Raw genomic sequence first — 20406 nt, 5'->3', positions numbered from 1 at the left:
TCTTACAGGGAAGGAAGCCGATGTCTATCAAGCTACACCAAGTCACACTTCAAACTGAACAACCGGACTCCAATACACCGGTCAACTGCTTATCGATTCCCCAGTTAGAAATACATCCTGACCAGCATTGGGCTTTCTTTTGCGCCAAAGGCGATGCTGGCTCGGTATTCGCTCAACTGTTGGTTAATGGAAAGGGGCTTGGCGAACAAGCAGATATTACCGGTGAAATCTCGGGTTTGCCGGAAAAGATAAGTTCGGTGTCCTTAGCTCAACAGCAGGTGTTGCTTGAGGAAGAACTTGCCAATGACGACACCGATTTTCTTGATAGGCTGGATAAAGGAACAAGTGTTGAGGAATTGATCGTTGCAAATTGTGACGATACGGAACAGGCAGAAAACCTGCTCACGCTATTGGATCTTCAAGGGCTTAGATATAGCGGATTTCGTCACCTATCAACCGGAGAAACCCGTCGAGTCATGTTCGCCAGGGCATTAGCGGAGCAACCTCAGTTGTTGATCTTAGAAGATCCTCTAGCTGGCTTGGATATTGCTCATCAAAAACAACTCATTAGCCTCATTGAGCAACTGCATCAAGACTTGCAGGTTATATTAATCACTTCCCGTGAGCAGGCTTTGCCCGACAGTATTACCCATGTTGGTGTTTTCGATGAAGAGAAGCTCACCGGTATTTATCCACGAAGCGAATGGGAGTCTTTACCTTTACTGGCACACTTGCGGGCACAATCAAGTGAGCGCAGTGAAGCCATGCTGGCATTGATTCAGCAATACCAGCATCAAACCCAAATGGCTAATCCGTTAATTGCTATTCGCAATGGCAAGGTTGAATATACAGATAAATTGATTTTTGATGAGGTCAATTGGCAAATTAACAACCATGAGCATTGGCAGATCAGAGGGGCAAATGGTTGCGGTAAAAGTACGCTGCTGGGCCTGATATTTGGTGACCACCCCCAGTGCTACAGCAATGATATCGAGATCTTTGGGATCAAGCGGGGGAGTGGTGAAACGATTTGGGATATCAAGCAGCACATTGGTATGGTGTCTTCTGCTTTCCACCTTCAATACCGAGTTTCCTGCTCGGCGCTAGATACTATACTCTCTGGTTTTTATGACTCCATTGGTTTGTATCAGCAGCCGAGTATCGAGGAGATAAAGCAGGCCAGAGACTGGTTAGCTCTGTTACATATGTCGCACTTGGCCTCGACGTCATTTAAGCAACTAGAATACGGACAGCAGCGGCTATTGTTGGTGGCTCGAGCACTAATTAAACGGCCAAAGTTGCTGATCTTGGATGAGCCTTATCAAGGGTTAGATTTTCTCAATCGCCAATTGGTCAAGAATGCCTTGGAGATGATTGCAAAGAACCAATTAAGCCAGTTGCTTTATGTTTCCCACCACCCAGAAGATGCTCTGGACTGTATCCGCAATTTTGTGGATTTTGTTGGATCTGCAGAAACGGGGTATAAAACCATCATTACCCATAACAAACCCTAGGCATACGTGTTAGCGAGAACTTTATCACAGATGTAACTGCCTATAGGTATCGCTGAGGTTGCCGCGGGGGAAGGAGCATTACAAACATGAAGGCTGCGTGGGCTTTCAGCAAACAAAAAGTCATGGACTAGCGAACCGTCACTTAATACCGCCTGAGCGCGAATTCCTGCTGGGTAAGGGGTTAGATCTGAGGTTGTGAGTTGTGGGCAGTATTTATTGACCAGTTTGAGGTAGCCGGGTTTCCACCATGAGTTTTTAGTTTCGACTAATCCTGCCTTGAGGTGATTAGCGCTAACTTTCCAAAAACCTTTGAACGTTAGCATTTCGATTGTGTCTTTGGCACTGAAGTTGACCCGGCTGTATCCCTCTCGCTTCCAACCCTGCACGGCATTTGGACCAACGGTCACTGTGCCATCTATCATTCGGGTGAGGTGTACACCCAGGAAGGGTAAATCCGGGTCAGGGATTGGGTAGATCAGATGGCTTACTATGTGGTTGTGCTGCGGCGATAGGCGGTAATATTCCCCTCGGTAGGGAATAATTTGAAACTCGGTATCGATGTTCATCATCTGTGTTAAGCGATCAGCCATTAACCCCCCACAGCAAATCAAGAACCGCCCTTGCAGCTGAAAAGGTTGGCCGTCGCTCTGGCAGTCAATAAAGAGAGTATCTGTCTGCTCTTGAATGGCAGTAACTGTCGAACGCTTGGCAATCACACCACCGAGTTGAACAAATAATTCTGCCATTTTATTGGTGACTTTTTTATAATCCACGATGCCTGTAGCATTGACCAATATGGCCCCAAGCCCTGTAATATTAGGCTCTTGTTGCTGTAACTGCTCTTGGTTTAGCAGCTTAACTTCAATGCCATTTTTCAAGCATCGTTCATAAAGTGCCTGCATTCTGTTTAATTCGGCATCGTCAGTAGCAACTAAGAGTTTGCCACATTGCTCAAAAGGGATTTGATGCTCAGTACAAAAAGCTTTGGTAGCTTTTTCTCCTGCTTTACAGAGTGTTGCCTTCAGGCTTCCTGGCGCATAGTAGACACCAGCATGAATTACGCCACTATTATGGCCTGTTTGATGTGCAGCAAGCGTGTCTTCTTTCTCTACGACGATAACTGATGCATCGGGGTGGCGTTGTATGAGTTGCCAAGCCGTTGATATACCGACAATACCACCACCGACAATGATGTAATCGTATACCTTATCCATTTGAGTTCCTTTTCAATGTGACAGCGGCAGAAAGAACTGCCATCCTATTGATGAGTATAGGTAAACCAAACTGCGAAAGCTGAGAGCTTGCCCACAGCGTATAGGACAAAAGAGGATACAGTTAACACTATGTATGTTGGTGATTAATTGTTCTATTTTGTATCTGAAAGGCATTTATCACAGCGAACTTAATCGGTTGGATATAAAGTATTTATTCAAGGTAGAGGCAAAGCTGGCAGGAGGAACCATACTTGTAACGTATCCCACGTGACTGATGTTTGTCAGAAGTTGCTTGGGTATAGCAATAGGAGCGTTCAGTGATGTTAAAGAAAGTCAGTGAGGTCGATTTTTACAAGTTATTCACCGTGATTGGTGGTTATTTTATTTTCTTTTTCAGTGCTTTTCATTTATTGATATGGATGAAGAGTAGCAACCTCTTGATCTATGCATTTGTTGTTCTTTCTGTTGTTGTCAGTACATTGCTGATATTGACTTTGTATAAGCTAAGGAAGAAGCGTCATTATCGTAGTTAACAAAGTTAGCAGTGATCAGCGTACAGAAATCAAAGTGATGTTCTTTAAGCTGGCCCGAATACAAAAAAAGCCAGCTTAGCTGGCTTTTTGCATGCGATTTAGCATACAGGCTTAGTACTTGCCCATGTAGGCATAACCTGTCATAAATGCCGCTTCTTGGAACTGGCGAAGGCCAGTTGCGCGGAATTCGATAGCAAGTGGATTGCGCTTTAGCTTTTGTTTGATTTCTTGGCTCGTCATGAAATCAACTTCAATGCCTTCAATCAATTGAATAGCGGCTTCAAGTTTGAAGCCAACCGCGCTACCTGCGAACTTACCACGTGTTTCACGCGTACGGATCACAACACGATCGATTTGGTAGTCATCCAGTAGCTTTTTGAAAGTCTGCTGGAATTTACGCATCTGCTCATTGTCCATTGAGTCTTGCATGATGAACTTTTGAGAGCGACACTCAGGAAGATCAAACAGACCGTCATTTTGGGAAAGAAGGCAAATTATGGCTTCGTTGCTACGAAGCTCAACAGCACAAATTTTCATGTAAACACCTAATAATGTAGTTAGCTGGGTATTTTAGGCAAAAGTGCAATAATTGCCAGAAATTAAATGATCCAGATAGCTAGTTTTATACCCAAATGACTTAGTTGTATAGCGGACCGTCGATTTCAAGCTGGGTTAACAACAAACGGGCATCCAGCTCTAGCTGGTGGTAGTCAGGCTCCATATGGTTGCATAACTGGTAAAATGCCTTGTTGTGATCTTTTTCTTTAACATGTGCTAATTCATGAACCACGATCATTCGCAGTAGAGGTTGTGGTGCCTGTTTAAAGATAGTCGATATCCGTATCTCATTTTTTGACTTGAGCTTGCTACCATGTACTCGCGACACAAAGCTGTGCATACCCAATGCATGGTTAACCATATGGATCTTGCTGTCGTAAGCCACTTTGCTGATTGGCGCTGATTTTTTCAGGTATTGATTTTTCAACTCAATGACATACTCATAGAGTGATTTTTCTGATTGGATAGCATGTTGCTCTGGGTATTTGCTTAGCAGGTATCGCTTGAGGTTACCTTGCTCAACAAGTTGACTGACTTGGTTAATGAGTTGATCGGGGTAGCCTTGTAGGTATTTTAATTCTTTCATATGAAGAGTCAGACGCAGGGTGAAAGCGCGATTTTAAACATTTTGTGAACGGTGGGCAATGCTACGTCCGCTCTATCAGTGCAATCAGTTCTAAACTTGAAATAAAGTGCTGATAAGGAAAGGAGATAAAGATGGAGTTACGTCTGCCACCCCCGCTAATACTAATTATTACCTTATGTTGTATGTACGGTCTTGCTCAATACTGGCCACTTTATACTTTTGCTTTTGTCGCTCAGCCTTACTTAGTACTGCTTTTTTGTCTTATTGGTACCATCCTTGGTCTTAGCGCTGTTTGGTCTTTTTCGAAGGCCAGAACAACCATTGATCCTCGATTTCCCAATAAAACATCTAAGCTTGTTACGGCCGGGATCTATCGTCATTCACGCAATCCGATGTACTTAGGATTGTTTTGTTTCTTATGTGCAGCATTCGTTTATCTATCCGCGCTAAGCCCATTAGTCATGATAGGGCTGTTTGTGTTCTATATGAACAACTTTCAGATTGCCCCTGAGGAAGCGGTGCTGCAAGCGATGTTTGGTGAGCAGTTCGATCAATACTGTCGAAAAGTTAGACGCTGGTGTTAAACTGGAGGTAATTGCTTCTAAATACTTCCCTTTTGCTTGCAAAAAAAGCTGACAAAGCGCTACCACTGGAAAAACGAGATCAAAAGTAACGGTGCTTTGCACTCGTTATGCATACCGGAAACATGGCGGCCGCGATGCCAATTATTTGGCTGGAAACAAAAAGACCATTGCTGGGGCTATGGTAAATAATAGCGATATCAATATTTTGAATATATGTAGAAATACCATGATGACGTCAATCTGCTACAAATGTCACTTGGGTATAAACTATTGAGGTAGCCGGATTCTAAGAGGAATAAGCATGAGTTATGTCCATGGTATCCATCTTGAGGTCGATAGGTTAGATGATCAGGTTTTTATGGAGTTGAAGGCTGTTGGCACCTTGACCCATTCAGACTACGAAAAAATTACGCCATTGATTGAAAAAGCGCTAGAAGGGATAGACGACCCGATTGTTAATGTTTACATGGACGGAACCGATTTTGAAGGCTGGGATCTTCACGCTGCTTGGGATGATCTCAAATTAGGGCTGAGATTTGGCCGTAAATTCAACAAAATTGCTATTTATGGTAATCAACATTGGCAAGAAGTCATGAGTAAGGTGGGAAGTTGGTTTGTCAGTGGTGAAGTTCGGTATTTCGAAGACTCTCTAGAGGCGATTAGTTGGCTGCGGGAAGAATAAGCTGGCTAGTATTGAAACTGTGTATACATTAAGATATTGATAGTTTTGGGGAAAGGTCAGCAGACCCTAATAAAATGAGAAATTTCGCTACAGGTATGGTGAAAATGAAAAGGAAAGTAATTGCGTCTGGGGTTCTGTTGTCATTGTTTTCTATGAATGCATGGTGTGATGAAGATGTAACAGCACAGATGGAGCTTGAACCGGCGGTTCAAGCTCCAGGTTTTCAGTACTTTGTTGGACTGCGTGGTGGGGTTAACTTAATTGGCAGTGATAACACGGCTTCTGTGACCACAGGCGATATCGACTCTGATGATGACGATTTTGGCGCTTTTGGTGCGCTGGATTTAGGGGTGTACACGCCAAACAAGCAAGGGCGTATTTACTACAGCTTTGAATACCATACAACGACCACTCAGTTTGACGATGAGGATGCTTATGATATTAACGTTGGGCTCCACCTTTTAAATGCGGATCATATTTTCCGCTCACAAGCATCAGTTAAGCCTTTTGTTGGTCTCCATATAGGTTATGCGTTTGCTGAAACAGACTCTGATTTTTCGGGCAGTTATGACGACAGCGGTGTTGTTTTTGGCATCCAAGCCGGTTTGGGCTGGGAGGTCATCGACGACTTGGGACTTGAAGTAGGCTTACGTCATACCGTGTTGCCGTCAGAACGTCGTTCTTGGCAAGCTGAAAACAGTGCTGGCGATTCAGTGACGGTTGAAACTCAGCTTAAAGGGGTGACATCTGCGTATCTTGGCGCCACCTATCGCTTTTAGTGGGTGCGAGGTTTGCTTGAGCGGTTTACTCAGGAACATAGCTGCGTATAATGCCATGCCGCAACCAGAATCAGTAAGGACTTCAGTTTGAAGCTATTTGTTAGAGATCTTACCGTCATCGATTCCTCTTACCTTTGCCAACATCGAGGTATGGTAGGAGAGAGTTGGATCCTCGATGTGGTAATGTCGGGCGAGTTGAATGAAATGAGCATGGTGCTAGATTTCAGCCGGGTAAAAAAACAAATTAAACAGATTGTTGATGAATACGTCGATCATCGATTGATTGTCCCGAGCCAAAGCGATGCAATTCGTACAGCAGTAACTAAACCAGGCTATGCTACCGTTGATTTGTTGCGTGGAGACAAAAGCCTTCATCTACACTGCCCTGAGCAGGCTTATTGCTTGATCGAAGACAGTGAAGTCACTATCGAATCTGTCACTCGTCATATTTACAAAGTACTAGAAGGTCAGTTACCTGAGAATGTTCAAGGGTTGGAGATAACACTTCGCCATGAGCCGATCGCAGGACCTTTCTATCATTACAGTCATGGCTTGAAAAAGCATGATGGAAATTGCCAACGTATTGCACATGGCCACCGCTCTCCGATTGAGTTGTTGATCAACGGGCAGCGAAATATAGAGCTTGAGCAGCAGTGGGCGCAGCGTTGGCAAGAAATTTATCTTGGCAGTGCAGAGGATGAATGTACGTTGGCTGATCTTAATTTGAGCCCGTTTGCCGCAGAGGTGAATGAACAAAGTCATCATGCATTCCGTTATACGGCGCCTCAGGGTGAGTTTGAGTTAGCGATTGCTAAAAGTGATGTTGAGATGATCGAAACCGATACAACGGTAGAACTGCTTGCGCTTTATATCGCAGAGCAGGTCAGTGAATCTGTTGAGATCGGTTCAACGGTTGATGTTATTGCTTATGAAGGTGTTGGTAAAGGCGCCATTGCATCAGCGGCAGGTCGGCTGAACGCGTAGTTGATAACGCTTACGTTATACCAACCTACATAATAAATATTTGATCAACGACTTATCCAGATTGATTAGTAAAAGCCCCATGAACTTAAGTGATGGGGCTTTTTCCTTTTTAAAGAATAAAGAAGATCAAAGCTGATCTTCAATCGGTAATAATCCGGCAAACCATGCTGAAAATCGCAGCCAAATACTGGCATCTGGTTCTGAACGAGTAATAGTGCCGCGTAAGTCGTTATGCCATTCTATTTTGCCATCTTCATTTAAAGCTAATCGGTATGTATTTTTGCGCAGATTACGGTCAATTTCTTGGTAGACAATTTTGCCGAACTCTTCAGATTCAATCAAAACGCCCATTTCTGTATTCAGGTAGGCAGAACGGGGATCAAAATTAAACGATCCGACGAAGAGGTTTTTACGATCGATAATGAATGTTTTTGCATGCAAGCTGGTACGTGAGCTACCCAGCCAAGAACGCTTTTTTTTCAGGCTAGGATCAACTTTCACCTCATAGATTTTTACACCACCGGCAAGAAGTGGCTTTCGATATTTGGCGTACCAACCATGGACGGCGAAAACATCATTCGACGCCAGTGTATTCGTAATAATCGTGATATCAATGCCCTCTTCAACCGCTTGAGTTAATGCATCGGCCCCTTGCTCTGTTGGCACAAAATAAGGGGAGATCAATAATAATTCATCATCGGCTTGGTTGATAACAGCACTTAGTTGGTGAAGCATAAGGTCAGTATCTTCTGGGGAGTAGACTTTTGAGGGCAAGTCATAATGGACTTCAGCCTTACCCCAGTAAAAATCCAAGCTTTCATTTTTTATATGTTGAGCCAGAGGCAGATCTGAAAGAGTCTTAATGTATCTCGAGTGCTTGAAGTTACGTTTTAGGTCATCCTCCCAGCTTTTGATCCTTGCCTTCGTGGGTTTTGTTGCATCGTGAACAAAAGACTCAATGGGTGTAGATGGCTTGCTATTCCAATATAGGTCAAACTGTACGGAAATTTCTGGCACGGACTCTCCAAGCATCAGTATATCGAAATCACCAAAATCCACCGAAGTGTTAGCCGCAAAATACTCGTCGCCAATATTCCGTCCGCCTGTGATGACAAAAGCGTTATCAGCAATGAGAGCCTTGTTGTGCATTCGACGATTAACACGATCAAAATCACTGATAAAACCAAATATACGAGCAGAGCGTTCTGTAAATGGATTAAACAGGCGAATGTCGATGTTTGGGTGGCTTGCAAGTTGCGCCATTGACTCATCGTTACGTGACTGCATGTCGTCAAGTAAAATCCGGACACGAACACCGCGCTCTGCAGCTTGGTATAAGGCATAGGTCATGAGCGAACTGGTATTGTCATCGCGATAAATGTAGTACTGCAGGTCTAGACTGTGTTCGGCGCCATAAATAAGCGCCAAGCGCGCTAAAAATGCTTCTTGACCATCGCCCAGCGGATAAAAGCCTGTCAGTTTTGGGTGTTTGTTTATGTACGGGAGTGCCTGGCTAGCAAGTTGTGTTTGGGCGTCGAAAGGTATTGTGTAGCTGGGGAATTTATCAGCTTCGGGTAGGGATGAGCAGCCCCAAAAAGAGAGTAAGCCTAATATAACAGCTAAATAACGAACAAAAATCAACAGATATGCCATAACTTTTCAGTCAGACTCCTTTCTAAATATTATTCGAGATTTTAAGCGGCGTAAGCTTCGTTGACAAATACTATTGATTTTTGAACATAGTAGGATCAGTGAAAAAGCGTTACAAACGATATTGGTTGATTAAAAAGCGATTGGCGATGATTCCAGAGTGTTCTACTGACGGTCACTCAAGGCGGTAGATGAATGCTGTTATGAGCTATTGATCACAAAAAGATACTTTGATGTAAACTTCAATAATTTAATACTATTTGATGCTTTTATTTGATGATTATGCGTTTTTTTCTATATTTCACTTTAAATCCCCCTTCGTGCGGAGCAACTCTCTTTTTTATCGTAATGAAGGGTTAGAGTATGGTGCTTCAAAGGTGTTTCATTGCATATCATGTTGGGTATATTGGAACTAAGCCTTTAATTCACAAAAGAGTAACAACAGTGATAGGTGATGATTTAGACCGTGGTATGTAATTTTAAAAGGAGTTAATGTTATGGCTAAACGAGTATCAAACAAACGTATTAAAGAAATTCTAGATAATGCAAAAGCGAAGAAATAATCCTTAATAGCCTCCGATCAGCGGAGGCTTTTCTTTTCTGTATATCATTACACTACTTGAAACAATGATGCTAGTAGCAAACAGGCCACTCTATAATTAAACCGCTTCATTGTTGTTGGCTGTTGAGATCCCTCAAGTTAATTCTATCTCGACCATGGTGGTGATGGATACACCGAAAGATGAACGAGGCTAAGAGGTAGGGCACGATTAAGTGCCCTAAATAATGGGTGGCGCGGTTATTCGTCACCACCAAAATCAAAGTCGTCGCTACCGCCAAAGAAGCTATCATCGCTGCCAAAGCCATTGTTGGCTAATGTGTCATCGAGTCCCGTATTTTCAAAACCATTGTTATCAAAACCACTGTTCTCAAAGCCGTCATTACCGAAACCAGCATCGCCAAAGCCACTACCACCAAGGTCACTACCACCTAATCCATCAGTGCCAAAACCGCCGGAATTGCCTGTATAGTCTGAGGCAAAGCTTGATGAGTCATCTAAGAAACTACCGCTGTTTTCTTCTGCTCCAGAGTTGGCTAGTGTGTTTTCTGAAAGCATGTCATCCGTAGCTGCATCTTCTGCCGCAGGGTCAGTAGCTGCCATGGTCTCAGCTGCTGGGTCATCATTATTGAATAGCATGTTGTTGATCATATTGCCTGCAACCATACCAACCGCTACGCTTGCGGCAGTTTGCATAAAGCTACCAAAAGCACTTGGTTGATGAGTTGGTTGAGGCGGTTGAGGGGCAGGGCGGTTACCCCCCATCATTTTGCTTAATGTGCCACGGTTTGCTTCCGTTTTGTGGTGAGCGACACATTTTTCAAGGTATTCATTCTTTTGCTTGAGCTCTTTTAGCGCCATCTCTTGCACAAGAACAGCTTGGGTAAGCTTGTAGATAGCATCATCCTGAGAGCCAATTTCATGGTTGATCAAGCTTTCTGCATCTGTGTCTTTAGATTTGTTTGGGCTTTGCTTGAGCTTGTTGGCGACATTTTGAATCAACTCTTTTTCTTGTGGGGTCATGATTACCTTCTCATTGAGTAGCACATTATTATGCTTTTTATGACCTTCATCCTAGCCTATGGTTCCTGTTTCAATCTGTAACCATAGGTAAATGTTATTGCTGGTTGATTGACTTTTATACAAAAAATCCGGCAGGTAGCCGGATTTTGCATTTAACTGACATTACACTTTTATTGGCGAACACCTTCTACATGCAGTTCGATATCTGCGTAGCTCGATGAGCCCATAACCTGGATACCAAAATCAGCTAACTCAATGCGTGTTGTTCCCGTAAAGCCTGCACGGTAGCCACCCCATGGGTCTTCACCTTCACCGATGAACTTCGCATCAATCGCTAATGGTTTGGTTTGGCCATGTAGGGTCAAATCACCAAAGATAGTCATTTCACCGTTGCCTTTTGGTTCAACTTTGGTTGAGGTAAAAGTCGCGGTAGAAAACTTACCGGCGTCGATGAAGTCTTCGCTGCGTAGGTGCTTGTCACGCTCTGCATGGTTACTATCAAGGCTGGTCGTATCAACATTAACCATCACTTTTGATGCAGACAAATTTTGTGGGTCATAACTAAACGTGCCGTCAAAGGTATTAAAACGCCCTTTGATAAAGCTGTAGCCAAGGTGTTCGACTTTGAAGTTGATTGATGCATGGGCACCTTTGGTGTCGATGGCGTAGTCCGCTGCATTTACAAACCCAGAAACTGATGCCGCAGCCATAAGTCCCATGGCGATGATGTGCTTTTTCATTTACTTTACTCCCAACATTTTTTTTAGAGTGTTGTCTTTATTAATAAAGTGATGTTTAAGTGCCGCAAGGGCATGTAGGCTGGCGAGCCCGATTAGCGTGAAGGCGAGGTAGTAGTGTACCTCACCAGCAATGTCAGCTTGGTTAGGAAACAGTTCGCCCAAAGCAGGTACGGCGAACCAATCAAAAACGTCGATGACGCGACCATCTGCGGTGGAAATGAGATAACCTGAAATAAAAAGACTGAGCAGTAAAAGATATATCAGGCTGTGAGCAATTTTAGCCGCAGCGATCTCCCATGCCTCACCTTCCATGGAAGGCTGCTTCTTTATGTGTTTCCACACCAGTCTGAAAAGAGTCAAAGCCGCGAGGCAGATCCCAACAGACTTATGCCAGTGGGGGACAGGCTTGTACCACTGCGAATAGTAATTAAGATCAACCATCCATAGCCCAACGGCAAACAAGCCAATAACGGTAACTGCTGTCAGCCAGTGAATGAAGATGGATAAGCCATCATATGTTTTTCTTTCCTGGTTCATCTTTGCCTACTCTATGTTACTTATAATGATATTGTAGACATCACTGTCAGGAACATAAGTACTAACAGTTGAACAACAACATCAATTTATTTGAATAACATGCGAGAGAGGGGGAGTACTGTTGAGGGATAAGGGGATGAGGACAGTAATCAGATAGGTGATTAAGCCATTGACAAGAAATAAGCCAATGGCTTCAAAAGCAGGAAATCAGCGAAGAATGTTGTTATCGTGACGCCAGTCCATAATTGTCCACTCGTTCATTTGCGCATGCAATGCTAGAGCGGGATCAGGGTTTACAGCAAAAGGGCGATCGACGGCATCAAGTAAAGGCAAGTCGTTGATAGAGTCGCTGTATCCATAGCTGCCTTTGAAGGCGGTATCTTGTTCGTCAAGCCAAGCTTTCATCCTGATCACCTTTCCATATTGGTAACTGAGCGTACCTGTCGTTTTTCCTGTGAACTTACCATCAACCTGTTCCAGATTGATTGCAATGGCATCGTCGGCGCCTAGCATGTCAGCAATCGGTTTTACCAAGTGCTCACCAGTGGCCGAAATCACCAAAATCTTATCACCTCGGCGTTTGTGCCACTGAATTCGGCTTATGGCATCTTGGTAAAGCGCAGGTTTGATATGGTGTTTAATAAATTCGTCCACCAACACCGAAATGGCTGAGTCATCCATACCGATCATTGGCTTAAGCGTTGCCTGCATGTAGGATTCCATGTCCATCTTGCCTTTGGCATACGCTTGCATCATTTGTTTTTCTTCAACCAGAAGAGTCGAAGGGGCAACACCTTTTTCGACAAGGTAAGCACTCCATAGACTGGCAGAATCAGCCGCAATCAGCGTCTCATCAAGATCGAAAATAGCAAGGTAAGGCATGACGTTAGTTGCAGGGCTATTGGTTACAGAGTTAATGGTTGTCAAACTTCTTTCCTATTATCATTATTTGTTTAAATCATTATCTACTGGCATTCGCTCAGTTTCGATAGAGATTATTCAAGGGTTATGACAGCTAGTTTTCAACTCCGTGTACTTTTTAAGTCAGGTTTTGTATATATCTCGTCTAGAAGGAATGTATGTCAAAAAGCGTTATTGCTAGGGAGAATATATGAAGATGTCTCATTTACTATGAAGTGGATATTCAATTTGCTTGGTTGGTATTACATCTCTTGGCTAACTAGGGTATAACAATGCCATGAAAATACCGAAGAGAATACAGCCTTTAGTTGACGATGGTTTAGTTGACGAGGTGACAAGCCAATTAATGAGTGGCAAAGAGGCTTCAGTGTACATAGTACGCTGTGGTGATACGATCCGTTGCGCTAAGGTGTACAAAGAGACAACTCAACGTAGCTTTAAGAAAGCAGCAGCCTATCGAGAAGGTCGCAAGGTGCGTAATAGTCGCCGAGCACGAGCCATGGAGAAAGGTTCTGGTTTTGGCCGTGAGCAGCAGGAAAAAGTGTGGCAAAGCGCAGAAGTCGATGCTTTGTACAAGCTCGCGGCTGCAGGAGTCCGGGTTCCCGAACCATTTGGCTGCTTTGACGGTGTACTGCTGATGGAGTTGGTCACCGACGAGGAAGGTTATGTGGCTCCAAGGCTGAATGATGTGGTTATGTCAGCAGAGCAAGCGCGTGAAGATCATCAAACTATGATGACCTACGTGGTTAAAATGCTATGCGTTGGTCTAATTCATGGTGACCTGTCTGAGTTTAATGTGCTGGTAGATGAAAAAGGTCCTGTGATCATCGATTTACCACAAGCGGTAGACGCCTCCGCCAATAACAATGCAGAGTGGATGTTGGCACGTGATATTAACAATATACGTGATTATTACAGCCAGTTTGCTCCCGAGTTGCAAAATACTGAGTATGCCAAGGAAATTTGGGCTCTGTTTGAGAAAGGCGATTTAACTCCTGAAACGGAGTTAACAGGGAACTTTGAAGAGAGTGACACTGAAGCTGACATCGCAACCATAATGCAAGAAATTGATGCAGCCCGCGACGAAGAGCGATATAGAAGGGAGCGCATTAAAGAAGCCAAAGAAGGTGTAGACGAAAGTAAGTTTAACTGGGCTGAGAGCTAACAAAGTTTGTGTTGATGTTGGTTCAAATGTCTATTTGTTTTTAGCTTCGAAATCTCACACAAAACGTTTTCATCTCTGTGTCAGCCGATCTTGGCTGACACGGTCTTGTCCTATTCTGACTTGAGCCGATATGCTTACATTGTTATGCATTAAGTGAAATTATTTAAATCGGTCATACAATTCTTCCACCTTCAAAACAGCTGATGTGATCAGCCAGCTTTTGTGTTTGCGGTACTGAATGGGAGACCATCACGATGGTATACCGTGTAGCCAGTTGAATAATAAGCGCCTCGATATGATCGGCGGTTTCAGAATCCAGTGAGGCAGTCGGTTCATCAAGCAGTAAAATTTCGGGATCAAGTACCAGTGTACGGGCCAGACAAAGACGCTGTTGTTGCCCGCCAGAAAGAGAGTGAGCTGGCATGTTAAGGCGATCTTTAACGTCATCCCAGAGTGCGGCATGGTTGAGGGCAGTATACAGTTTTTGCTGTGCAGCCTGTCCTTTTAAGCCACTGACAACGTTAAGCGGTAGTAGTAAGTTCTCTTTAATCGTGCCGGGTAATAACTGTGGGTGCTGAAAAACCATGCCTACTTTCCGTCGTAATTCCGGTAGCTCTTGGGGGGGAATAGCATGGACAGACCGTGTTTTTCCGTCTAGTAACAGCTCAATTTTCCCTTGTGTTTGGCAATCTTCAAAACAGTCATTGAGTCGATTGAGTGCTCGAAGAAAAGTTGTCTTGCCTGAGCCTGATGTACCGGTAAGTACATGGATTTTATTTTTATAAAAGTTGACGCTCACGTCTGAGATAACGGGCTGGGAACCAAATGATACGGTGAGATTAGATACTTTACCGGCCAATTGGGACGTCTGTTTTAACGTCATACTAAATTCTCCATGACGGCTTACGCTGTAAAAGGCCGGCCACTGAAAAAATGGTAGCGGTGAGGCACAAAAGAGTGAGGGCAGCACCAAAGGCCATTTGGAGTTCTGAATCGTTTTGATACTGGGCGCTGTAATAGAATATGGTAAATGGCAGCGCTTCATAACGTTCAAATATCCCCCCGGGCAATCCTGCGTTAGCAACCGCACCTGTCAGCATGATAACCGCAGTGTCTTCAGCGGCTCTTCCCGTCGCAAGCATAACCCCCCCGATGATGCCTTTCGCAGCTTGCGGCAGCAATACAACACGCAAAGTTTGCCAGCGTGACATACCAAGCGAGAGAGCCGTTATTTCAAGTGATGGGGGTAAGGCTTGTAGAGCCGTACGGGTTGCGACTGCTAAGTAGGGAATAATTAGCATCGCGAGGCATACTCCTGATAACACTAAGCAGGTATTGGCTGAAGGAAGTAACCAGTTACGTAGAAATAAGATTAAGGTAAAGCCGAACAGCCCCATCAGAATTGACGGAATACCAGCCAAGATATCAATGCTAAGCGCCAGGATCGTTTTGAACCGTGAACTCGTACTGGTTGCCAGCCAGATCCCGGTTGCTAGCCCGGGTAAAAGTGCGAGAGATAAGGCGCTAGCAACAACTGTCATTGTGCCGATGCAAGCTGGCCAGATCCCGTCCCATATTGGTTCAAGTCCAAGCATCCCTTGAATAGGGTCAGCATCGCCAAAGAAAAGTGAAAGACTGAGGGCTGGGGCACCACGGATGACAATAAATCCAATGAAAAAACTCAGGCATAGCAGCGTTCCGATGGTACAAATAAGGCACCAGAAGTGAAATATCCGTGCCTTCATTTTGCGTCACCTGTATGTGCTTGGATCTGCGCGTGTTCCATTTTTCTGATCAGTAACGTAACAGTGACACTGATCGCGAGTAATACTAAGCCAGCAGCGAAAAGCGAGTTATAAGCAGCGCTGCCATTTTCAGTCGCGAGTACGAGGCCAATATGAGCGGTCAAGGTGCGAATTGAGTCAAATACGCCGGTAGTCAGTTGCGGGGCATTTCCGGCCAGCATTAGTGGAAGCAGGGTATCACCAATTGCTCGGTTAAAGCCCAGCAACGCAGCAGAGGCCATTGCTTTTGTCGTATTGGGCAAGATGATATATAAAATTGTTTGTGTATCGGTAAAGCCCATCGAGGCCGATGTTAGGCGGATCTGATTCTCTAGTGGACGGCAGTGGGTGTCTAACATCATGACCATAACGGGTAAAATTAATAGTACAACCATGATTGCAGCGGCGAGTAGACTAAAACCAGAGCCACTTCGAAAGGTTTCTCGTATTAATGGTACAAGTAAAAATACAGCGGAAATACCATACACAACTGTCGGGATCCCGGCCATCAGTCGGATAATACGTCGGATCCAAATAGCTATTTTTCGATAACGGCTGAGCAGACAGAACCCCGTGATACCAACCGCAATAGGGAAGGCCAATGTTAATGCCATTAAACCGAGCATCCCGGAACCGATGATCATCGATGAAATGCCATATTGCCCTTGTTCTGGCCGCCAGTTCAGCGATAAAACCTGTGTATCTGTATTAAAGAATACAGGCAAGGCGAACCAGAACAAAAAGCCAAATAGCAACATCATGAATACAAAGACGATGGCAACAAGTACCATGAGTATCCGCTCTGTCGTGATCAGGGATCTCATGGATTAGTTATTTCTTACTGGGATATATCCAGACGCTCGGATAAATTCAGCCCCTTGTGGGCTGTAGATATAATCAATGAGTTCTCGAACTAGCCCTTGAGGCTGGCCTTTGGTATTCATGTAAAGCCGGCGCACAACAGGGTATTCTCCTGATTCACAAGCTTCATTAGTTGGCTGCACATTGTCTAGCGCTGGCGCTTTAACCATGTCATCTATATACCCGACACTACTGTAGCCAACGGCACCAGGATCGCGTGCGATGGCTGTTTTCATTGCGCCATTAGACGGTACGACATTGGCGTGATTGACTATCGGTGAGTTGTGCAGCAGTTTGTCTACAAAGATGGCGCGGGTGCCACTGGCCTCATCTCGGGTAAATGTGTTGATAATGCGGTCATTTCCACCAAGCTCTTGCCAGTTGGTGATTTTTCCCGCATAGATATCGGCCACCTGTTGCTGGGTTAGTGCCTGAATTGGGTTTGATGGGTTGATGATAATAGCGACACCGTCGATAGCGAAGGGAAAAGAAATTAGTCCGAGATTTACTTCACTGGGTTTCAGCGGCCGACCCGTGTTTCCGATATCAGCCAGCCCTTTTGCCGCTTGCTGGGCACCTACACCGGAGCCCCCACCGGCAATTGTTATACGGATCTCACTGTTGCTCTGCATAACAGCCTTGGCCGCTTGTTTCATTACGGGGATATGCGCGGTTCCTCCGGCGATATTGATTGTTCCGGAAAGCCCTTCGAATCTATCGAGATCAGAAGCTTGTGTGAACGTAGAAGTAAGACACAGGCCACAAAGAAGTAGCTTGCTGAAACCAGATTTGAGTCGCATAAAATCTCCTTTTTATTGAAACGGAAGCACAGGGAATGCATTACGGATGAATCCGATGCCGAATATGTAGACTACGCTGACCAATCAGACAAAACAATATGTACCACAAACGAATTTTGACATTACTATTTGATTTAAATCACAATTTTATGGTGGGGAGTGATTGGTGACGGTGGATCACTTCACGATTTCCGGAACTAACCTCAGAGGTTTAATGAACTTGATGTAATGCTTCAGCTTGGGTGTTTTTAAAACAAGTCCATCTGTCATCATCCATGTAAGTAAAGAGATAAGTATAAAAAAGCGGAGGAGTACAGATTGAGAGGTTTGTCTAAATTGGGAAGGGGGGGAATAAAATCGACGTTCTTGTTGATTTCAAGCAAGTCAATATATCGCTATGGCGAAATTGAGTGATAACTCGTGATGAAACGGCATTGAATCAACATAGTCGCGGAGCGTACTAACGTTTGTTCCAACAACGGGTATTCATACGAATCGCCCCCAATATTTCAGAGAATGGACTGGTATTCAATAAGCATTTGCGCAGCAGCGCATTAGTCACCATTGGCGCAAGTACCAATGGTGACTAGAAGTCTTTTTATCGAGTTAAGCGATTTGAGACATTTCGCTGAGGATAAATTGTTCTATGCAGCCATCAGTTGCTGCCATGTAATCAGCAAGGTGTTGATTACCCATATGCTGTTGCCATAATTCTCGAGATGTCCAGTTTTCAAAAAACAGGAAGTGGGCTGGGTTCGTGTTGTCTTGATGAAGGTCGTAGTTGATGCAACCTTCTTCGGCACGTGTGATATCAATAAGCTTCAACAACTCTGCTTTTACAAGGTCAATTTTGTCTTCTTTAGCAATAATGTTGGCAACGATAGTTAGCTTGGTCATGTGTCTTCCTCTATTCGAAACGGTGTTTGTTTTATTGATAGCTGTGTTTGGCTATGCCGTGTTGATGTAGTGAATAGTAGATGGACATTAGGCTTCTGAAAACAGCTCTGCTTTTGATTTATTTTCAAATAATAATTGAGAATGAAGGCTAGGTTTATGCTATCGAGATGAGCGAACGGAATAATGTTGCGAGTTAGGTGGCAATAAAGGGCTTTAATGCGGCGTCCAAGACAAAAAACAATCTACTCTTAGCCTAACTTTGTGAAATGTAGATGAGATGTATGAGGGGCTGTGATGACTGACACAAAATACAACATCAAAGTAATGTCAAAGCAGGATTTAGCATCGGCAATTGATTGGGCTGCTGCAGAAGGCTGGAATCCAGGGCTTCACGATATTGAATCATTTTATGCAGCGGACCCAAAGGGTTTTTTGGTGGGGTATCTAGGTGATGAGCCTATCGCGTCGATTTCAGTGGTTAAATATGACGACAGTTACGGCTTTTTAGGCTTCTACATCGTTAAGCCTGACTATCGAGGCAAAGGTTATGGCTTCAAGTTATGGGAAGCCGGTTTAGCTTATCTGAAAGGTTGTAATGTTGGGTTAGATGGTGTCGTCGAACAGCAAGGAAATTATAAACAATCTGGTTTTAAGCTCGCTTATGGCAATATTCGTTTTGAAGGTAGCGGTGGAGGCGCTAAGCCGGAGGGTATTGGCTTGGTTGACTTGTGTGAACTGCCTTTGAATGAAGTCTTGGACTATGACCACGCCTTTTTTCCTGCTGATAGACAGCGATTTTTACAACACTGGATAAAACAAACCGGTTCATCGGCATTGGGTATTAAGCAGTCGGGCAGGTTGGTTGGGTATGGTGTGATCCGGCCATGCCGCAATGGTTTTAAAATAGGCCCATTGTTTGCTAATGATGCATTATTGGCTGAGGAGCTCTTTCTCGCTTTGAGAGCCAAAGCATCACCGAGTGATAATGTTTACCTCGATGTACCGGAAGTTAACTTGCCGGGTGTCGCATTAGCTGAGAAATATAATATGGAGCCAGTGTTTACTACTGCACGGATGTACACGGGTGACATTCCCGCCATTTCGGTGAGTCGTACATACGGGGTAACAACGTTTGAGCTTGGTTAAGTTATTTGCCCAGTTGCAGTGATAAGTACAAGGCTGGGCAAATTGTTCTATATGAATAGGCTGTGTGATTACTGATCTGATGGATGCATTGCTTGCTCAATAGCAACTGCAACCGCGACGGTAGCGCCGACCATAGGGTTATTCCCCATGCCGATCAACCCCATCATCTCAACGTGAGCTGGCACGGAAGATGAACCAGCAAACTGCGCATCGCTGTGCATTCTGCCCATGGTGTCTGTCATACCATATGATGCAGGACCTGCCGCGACATTATCGGGATGCAGAGTACGGCCAGTGCCGCCACCAGAAGCGACAGAGAAATAAGGCTGGCTTTGCTCTAGTCGTTCTTTCTTATATGTACCGGCGACAGGGTGCTGGAAACGTGTTGGGTTGGTAGAGTTGCCCGTAATAGAAATATCCACTTTTTCATAGTGCATGATAGCGACGCCTTCTTGTACATCATCGGCACCATAGCAATTGATCTCACCGCGTGGCCCGTGAGAGAAACGACGTTCAGAGACAATATTGAGTGATCCTGTGTCGTAGTCATACTGGGTTTGGACGTAGTTAAAACCATTAATACGAGAGATTAAATACGCCGCGTCTTTGCCCAAGCCATTTAAGATCACCCTAAGAGGCTGTTGACGGACTTTGTTGGCATTGAGGGCGATTTTGATAGCCCCTTCAGCTGCGGCATAAGATTCATGGCCAGCAAGAAAACAAAAACATTGTGTTTGTTCGCTCAGAAGCCGAGCGGCAAGTTTTCCATGCCCCAAACCGACTTGGCGTTGATCCGCCACTGAGCCTGGAATCGCTATGTTCCTTTTAACTGTTGCTGAAGACTTAACATCCTGTTTTCGTTAAGTTCTTCAGTCACATCCATGTATCG

21 protein-coding genes and 1 pseudogene are annotated in these 20406 nt (G+C 44.4%); 8 read left to right on the top strand and 14 right to left on the bottom strand.

Features of this window, described 5'->3' with window-relative positions; all coding sequences use genetic code 11:
* Nucleotides 1-20: 20 nt before the first annotated feature.
* The gene (gene modF, locus ACVA53_RS10975) at nucleotides 21-1514 is read left to right on the top strand and encodes a molybdate ABC transporter ATP-binding protein ModF (RefSeq protein ID WP_255044650.1); all 1494 of its coding nucleotides are present in this window, start codon (nucleotides 21-23) and stop codon (nucleotides 1512-1514) included.
* On the opposite strand, the gene lhgO is transcribed toward modF, so the two are convergent.
* Nucleotides 1511-2728: an L-2-hydroxyglutarate oxidase gene (gene lhgO, locus ACVA53_RS10970; protein WP_446505109.1), complete on the bottom strand. Its 1218-nt coding sequence runs from the start codon at nucleotides 2726-2728 to the stop codon at nucleotides 1511-1513. The two genes, modF and lhgO, sit on opposite strands and share 4 nt — an antisense overlap.
* A 320-nt stretch (nucleotides 2729-3048) precedes the next feature.
* Here lhgO and ACVA53_RS10965 point away from each other — a divergent pair, with 320 nt between their 5' ends.
* Nucleotides 3049-3261, top strand: a complete 213-nt coding sequence (locus ACVA53_RS10965; RefSeq protein ID WP_255044648.1) for a hypothetical protein — start codon at nucleotides 3049-3051, stop codon at nucleotides 3259-3261.
* A 111-nt stretch (nucleotides 3262-3372) separates the two neighbouring features.
* On the opposite strand, the gene ACVA53_RS10960 is transcribed toward ACVA53_RS10965, so the two are convergent.
* A complete protein-coding gene (locus tag ACVA53_RS10960; RefSeq protein WP_255044647.1) occupies nucleotides 3373-3798 on the bottom strand; it encodes a DUF3010 family protein in 426 nt (141 codons plus the stop codon).
* Nucleotides 3799-3898: 100 nt separating this feature from the next.
* Nucleotides 3899-4405, bottom strand: a complete 507-nt coding sequence (locus ACVA53_RS10955) for a M48 metallopeptidase family protein (RefSeq protein ID WP_446505108.1) — start codon at nucleotides 4403-4405, stop codon at nucleotides 3899-3901.
* A 131-nt stretch (nucleotides 4406-4536) separates the two neighbouring features.
* On the opposite strand from ACVA53_RS10955, the gene ACVA53_RS10950 reads away from it, so the two are divergent.
* The 4 genes from ACVA53_RS10950 to ACVA53_RS10935 all read left to right on the top strand — a co-directional run bounded on the left by ACVA53_RS10950 (nucleotide 4537) and on the right by ACVA53_RS10935 (nucleotide 7434).
* Complete coding sequence (locus ACVA53_RS10950; RefSeq protein ID WP_446505107.1) at nucleotides 4537-4989, top strand: methyltransferase family protein; 453 nt, start codon at nucleotides 4537-4539, stop codon at nucleotides 4987-4989.
* Nucleotides 4990-5290: 301 nt separating this feature from the next.
* On the top strand, nucleotides 5291-5671 hold the full coding sequence (locus ACVA53_RS10945; RefSeq protein ID WP_255044643.1) for an STAS/SEC14 domain-containing protein: 381 nt from the start codon (nucleotides 5291-5293) through the stop codon (nucleotides 5669-5671).
* Nucleotides 5672-5775: 104 nt separating this feature from the next.
* On the top strand, nucleotides 5776-6450 hold the full coding sequence (locus ACVA53_RS10940; protein ID WP_255044642.1) for an outer membrane beta-barrel protein: 675 nt from the start codon (nucleotides 5776-5778) through the stop codon (nucleotides 6448-6450).
* Nucleotides 6451-6537: 87 nt separating this feature from the next.
* Nucleotides 6538-7434, top strand: coding sequence for a 6-pyruvoyl trahydropterin synthase family protein (locus ACVA53_RS10935; RefSeq protein ID WP_255044641.1), 897 nt, complete (start codon nucleotides 6538-6540; stop codon nucleotides 7432-7434).
* 126 nt (nucleotides 7435-7560) lie between these two features.
* Here ACVA53_RS10935 and ACVA53_RS10930 read toward each other — a convergent pair whose 3' ends face one another.
* The 5 genes from ACVA53_RS10930 to ACVA53_RS10910 all read right to left on the bottom strand — a co-directional run bounded on the left by ACVA53_RS10930 (nucleotide 7561) and on the right by ACVA53_RS10910 (nucleotide 12870).
* The gene (locus ACVA53_RS10930) at nucleotides 7561-9087 is read right to left on the bottom strand and encodes a phospholipase D-like domain-containing protein (RefSeq protein ID WP_446505106.1); all 1527 of its coding nucleotides are present in this window, start codon (nucleotides 9085-9087) and stop codon (nucleotides 7561-7563) included.
* A 796-nt stretch (nucleotides 9088-9883) separates the two neighbouring features.
* Nucleotides 9884-10666 (bottom strand): DUF2076 domain-containing protein, encoded by a 783-nt coding sequence (locus tag ACVA53_RS10925; protein WP_446505105.1) that lies wholly within the window; start codon nucleotides 10664-10666, stop codon nucleotides 9884-9886.
* A gap of 170 nt (nucleotides 10667-10836) precedes the next feature.
* On the bottom strand, nucleotides 10837-11406 hold the full coding sequence (locus ACVA53_RS10920) for a YceI family protein (RefSeq protein ID WP_255043295.1): 570 nt from the start codon (nucleotides 11404-11406) through the stop codon (nucleotides 10837-10839).
* Nucleotides 11407-11943: a cytochrome b gene (locus ACVA53_RS10915; RefSeq protein ID WP_255043296.1), complete on the bottom strand. Its 537-nt coding sequence runs from the start codon at nucleotides 11941-11943 to the stop codon at nucleotides 11407-11409.
* Nucleotides 11944-12150: 207 nt separating this feature from the next.
* The gene (locus ACVA53_RS10910) at nucleotides 12151-12870 is read right to left on the bottom strand and encodes an HAD family hydrolase (protein ID WP_255043298.1); all 720 of its coding nucleotides are present in this window, start codon (nucleotides 12868-12870) and stop codon (nucleotides 12151-12153) included.
* 271 nt (nucleotides 12871-13141) lie between these two features.
* Between ACVA53_RS10910 and ACVA53_RS10905 the strand changes: the two genes are divergently transcribed.
* Nucleotides 13142-14029 carry a PA4780 family RIO1-like protein kinase gene (locus ACVA53_RS10905; protein WP_255043299.1) on the top strand — a complete coding sequence of 296 codons (888 nt, stop codon included), beginning with the start codon at nucleotides 13142-13144 and terminating at the stop codon, nucleotides 14027-14029.
* A 172-nt stretch (nucleotides 14030-14201) separates the two neighbouring features.
* Here the strand turns inward: ACVA53_RS10905 and ACVA53_RS10900 are convergent, their stop codons facing one another.
* The 5 genes from ACVA53_RS10900 to ACVA53_RS10880 form a co-directional block, all read right to left on the bottom strand.
* A complete protein-coding gene (locus tag ACVA53_RS10900; protein WP_446505104.1) occupies nucleotides 14202-14912 on the bottom strand; it encodes a phosphate ABC transporter ATP-binding protein in 711 nt (236 codons plus the stop codon).
* Nucleotide 14913: 1 nt separating this feature from the next.
* A complete protein-coding gene (locus tag ACVA53_RS10895) occupies nucleotides 14914-15774 on the bottom strand; it encodes a PstA family ABC transporter permease (protein ID WP_446505103.1) in 861 nt (286 codons plus the stop codon).
* Nucleotides 15771-16637, bottom strand: coding sequence for a PstC family ABC transporter permease (locus tag ACVA53_RS10890; RefSeq protein WP_255043302.1), 867 nt, complete (start codon nucleotides 16635-16637; stop codon nucleotides 15771-15773). Before ACVA53_RS10890 ends, ACVA53_RS10895 begins: the two co-directional genes overlap by 4 nt.
* Before the next feature lie 3 nt (nucleotides 16638-16640).
* On the bottom strand, nucleotides 16641-17474 hold the full coding sequence (locus ACVA53_RS10885) for a phosphate ABC transporter substrate-binding protein (RefSeq protein WP_446505102.1): 834 nt from the start codon (nucleotides 17472-17474) through the stop codon (nucleotides 16641-16643).
* A gap of 606 nt (nucleotides 17475-18080) precedes the next feature.
* A complete protein-coding gene (locus ACVA53_RS10880; RefSeq protein WP_446505101.1) occupies nucleotides 18081-18371 on the bottom strand; it encodes a putative quinol monooxygenase in 291 nt (96 codons plus the stop codon).
* A gap of 294 nt (nucleotides 18372-18665) precedes the next feature.
* Between ACVA53_RS10880 and ACVA53_RS10875 the strand changes: the two genes are divergently transcribed.
* Complete coding sequence (locus ACVA53_RS10875) at nucleotides 18666-19517, top strand: GNAT family N-acetyltransferase (RefSeq protein WP_446505100.1); 852 nt, start codon at nucleotides 18666-18668, stop codon at nucleotides 19515-19517.
* A 68-nt stretch (nucleotides 19518-19585) separates the two neighbouring features.
* Here the strand turns inward: ACVA53_RS10875 and ACVA53_RS10870 are convergent.
* Nucleotides 19586-20326 (bottom strand): annotated as a pseudogene (locus tag ACVA53_RS10870) (GGGtGRT protein); the annotation flags it as partial.
* Nucleotides 20327-20406: the final 80 nt, after the last annotated feature.

The organism is Photobacterium sp. DNB23_23_1, from assembly GCF_052873815.1.
Note: the sequence above shows the minus strand (reverse complement) of the source record. Positions and strands in the feature narration are given on the sequence as shown.

Coding starts and splice junctions, on each gene's coding strand:
- ACVA53_RS10940 (WP_255044642.1), top strand. CDS start 5,776: ATGAAAAGGAAAGTAATTGCGTCTGGGGTTCTGTTGTCATTGTTTTCT.
- ACVA53_RS10890 (WP_255043302.1), bottom strand. CDS start 16,637: ATGAGATCCCTGATCACGACAGAGCGGATACTCATGGTACTTGTTGCC.
- ACVA53_RS10880 (WP_446505101.1), bottom strand. CDS start 18,371: ATGACCAAGCTAACTATCGTTGCCAACATTATTGCTAAAGAAGACAAA.
- ACVA53_RS10925 (WP_446505105.1), bottom strand. CDS start 10,666: ATGACCCCACAAGAAAAAGAGTTGATTCAAAATGTCGCCAACAAGCTC.
- ACVA53_RS10960 (WP_255044647.1), bottom strand. CDS start 3,798: ATGAAAATTTGTGCTGTTGAGCTTCGTAGCAACGAAGCCATAATTTGC.
- modF (WP_255044650.1), top strand. CDS start 21: ATGTCTATCAAGCTACACCAAGTCACACTTCAAACTGAACAACCGGAC.
- ACVA53_RS10950 (WP_446505107.1), top strand. CDS start 4,537: ATGGAGTTACGTCTGCCACCCCCGCTAATACTAATTATTACCTTATGT.
- ACVA53_RS10955 (WP_446505108.1), bottom strand. CDS start 4,405: ATGAAAGAATTAAAATACCTACAAGGCTACCCCGATCAACTCATTAAC.
- ACVA53_RS10915 (WP_255043296.1), bottom strand. CDS start 11,943: ATGAACCAGGAAAGAAAAACATATGATGGCTTATCCATCTTCATTCAC.
- ACVA53_RS10875 (WP_446505100.1), top strand. CDS start 18,666: ATGACTGACACAAAATACAACATCAAAGTAATGTCAAAGCAGGATTTA.
- lhgO (WP_446505109.1), bottom strand. CDS start 2,728: ATGGATAAGGTATACGATTACATCATTGTCGGTGGTGGTATTGTCGGT.
- ACVA53_RS10930 (WP_446505106.1), bottom strand. CDS start 9,087: ATGGCATATCTGTTGATTTTTGTTCGTTATTTAGCTGTTATATTAGGC.
- ACVA53_RS10895 (WP_446505103.1), bottom strand. CDS start 15,774: ATGAAGGCACGGATATTTCACTTCTGGTGCCTTATTTGTACCATCGGA.
- ACVA53_RS10885 (WP_446505102.1), bottom strand. CDS start 17,474: ATGCGACTCAAATCTGGTTTCAGCAAGCTACTTCTTTGTGGCCTGTGT.
- ACVA53_RS10900 (WP_446505104.1), bottom strand. CDS start 14,912: ATGACGTTAAAACAGACGTCCCAATTGGCCGGTAAAGTATCTAATCTC.
- ACVA53_RS10965 (WP_255044648.1), top strand. CDS start 3,049: ATGTTAAAGAAAGTCAGTGAGGTCGATTTTTACAAGTTATTCACCGTG.
- ACVA53_RS10945 (WP_255044643.1), top strand. CDS start 5,291: ATGAGTTATGTCCATGGTATCCATCTTGAGGTCGATAGGTTAGATGAT.
- ACVA53_RS10920 (WP_255043295.1), bottom strand. CDS start 11,406: ATGAAAAAGCACATCATCGCCATGGGACTTATGGCTGCGGCATCAGTT.
- ACVA53_RS10905 (WP_255043299.1), top strand. CDS start 13,142: ATGAAAATACCGAAGAGAATACAGCCTTTAGTTGACGATGGTTTAGTT.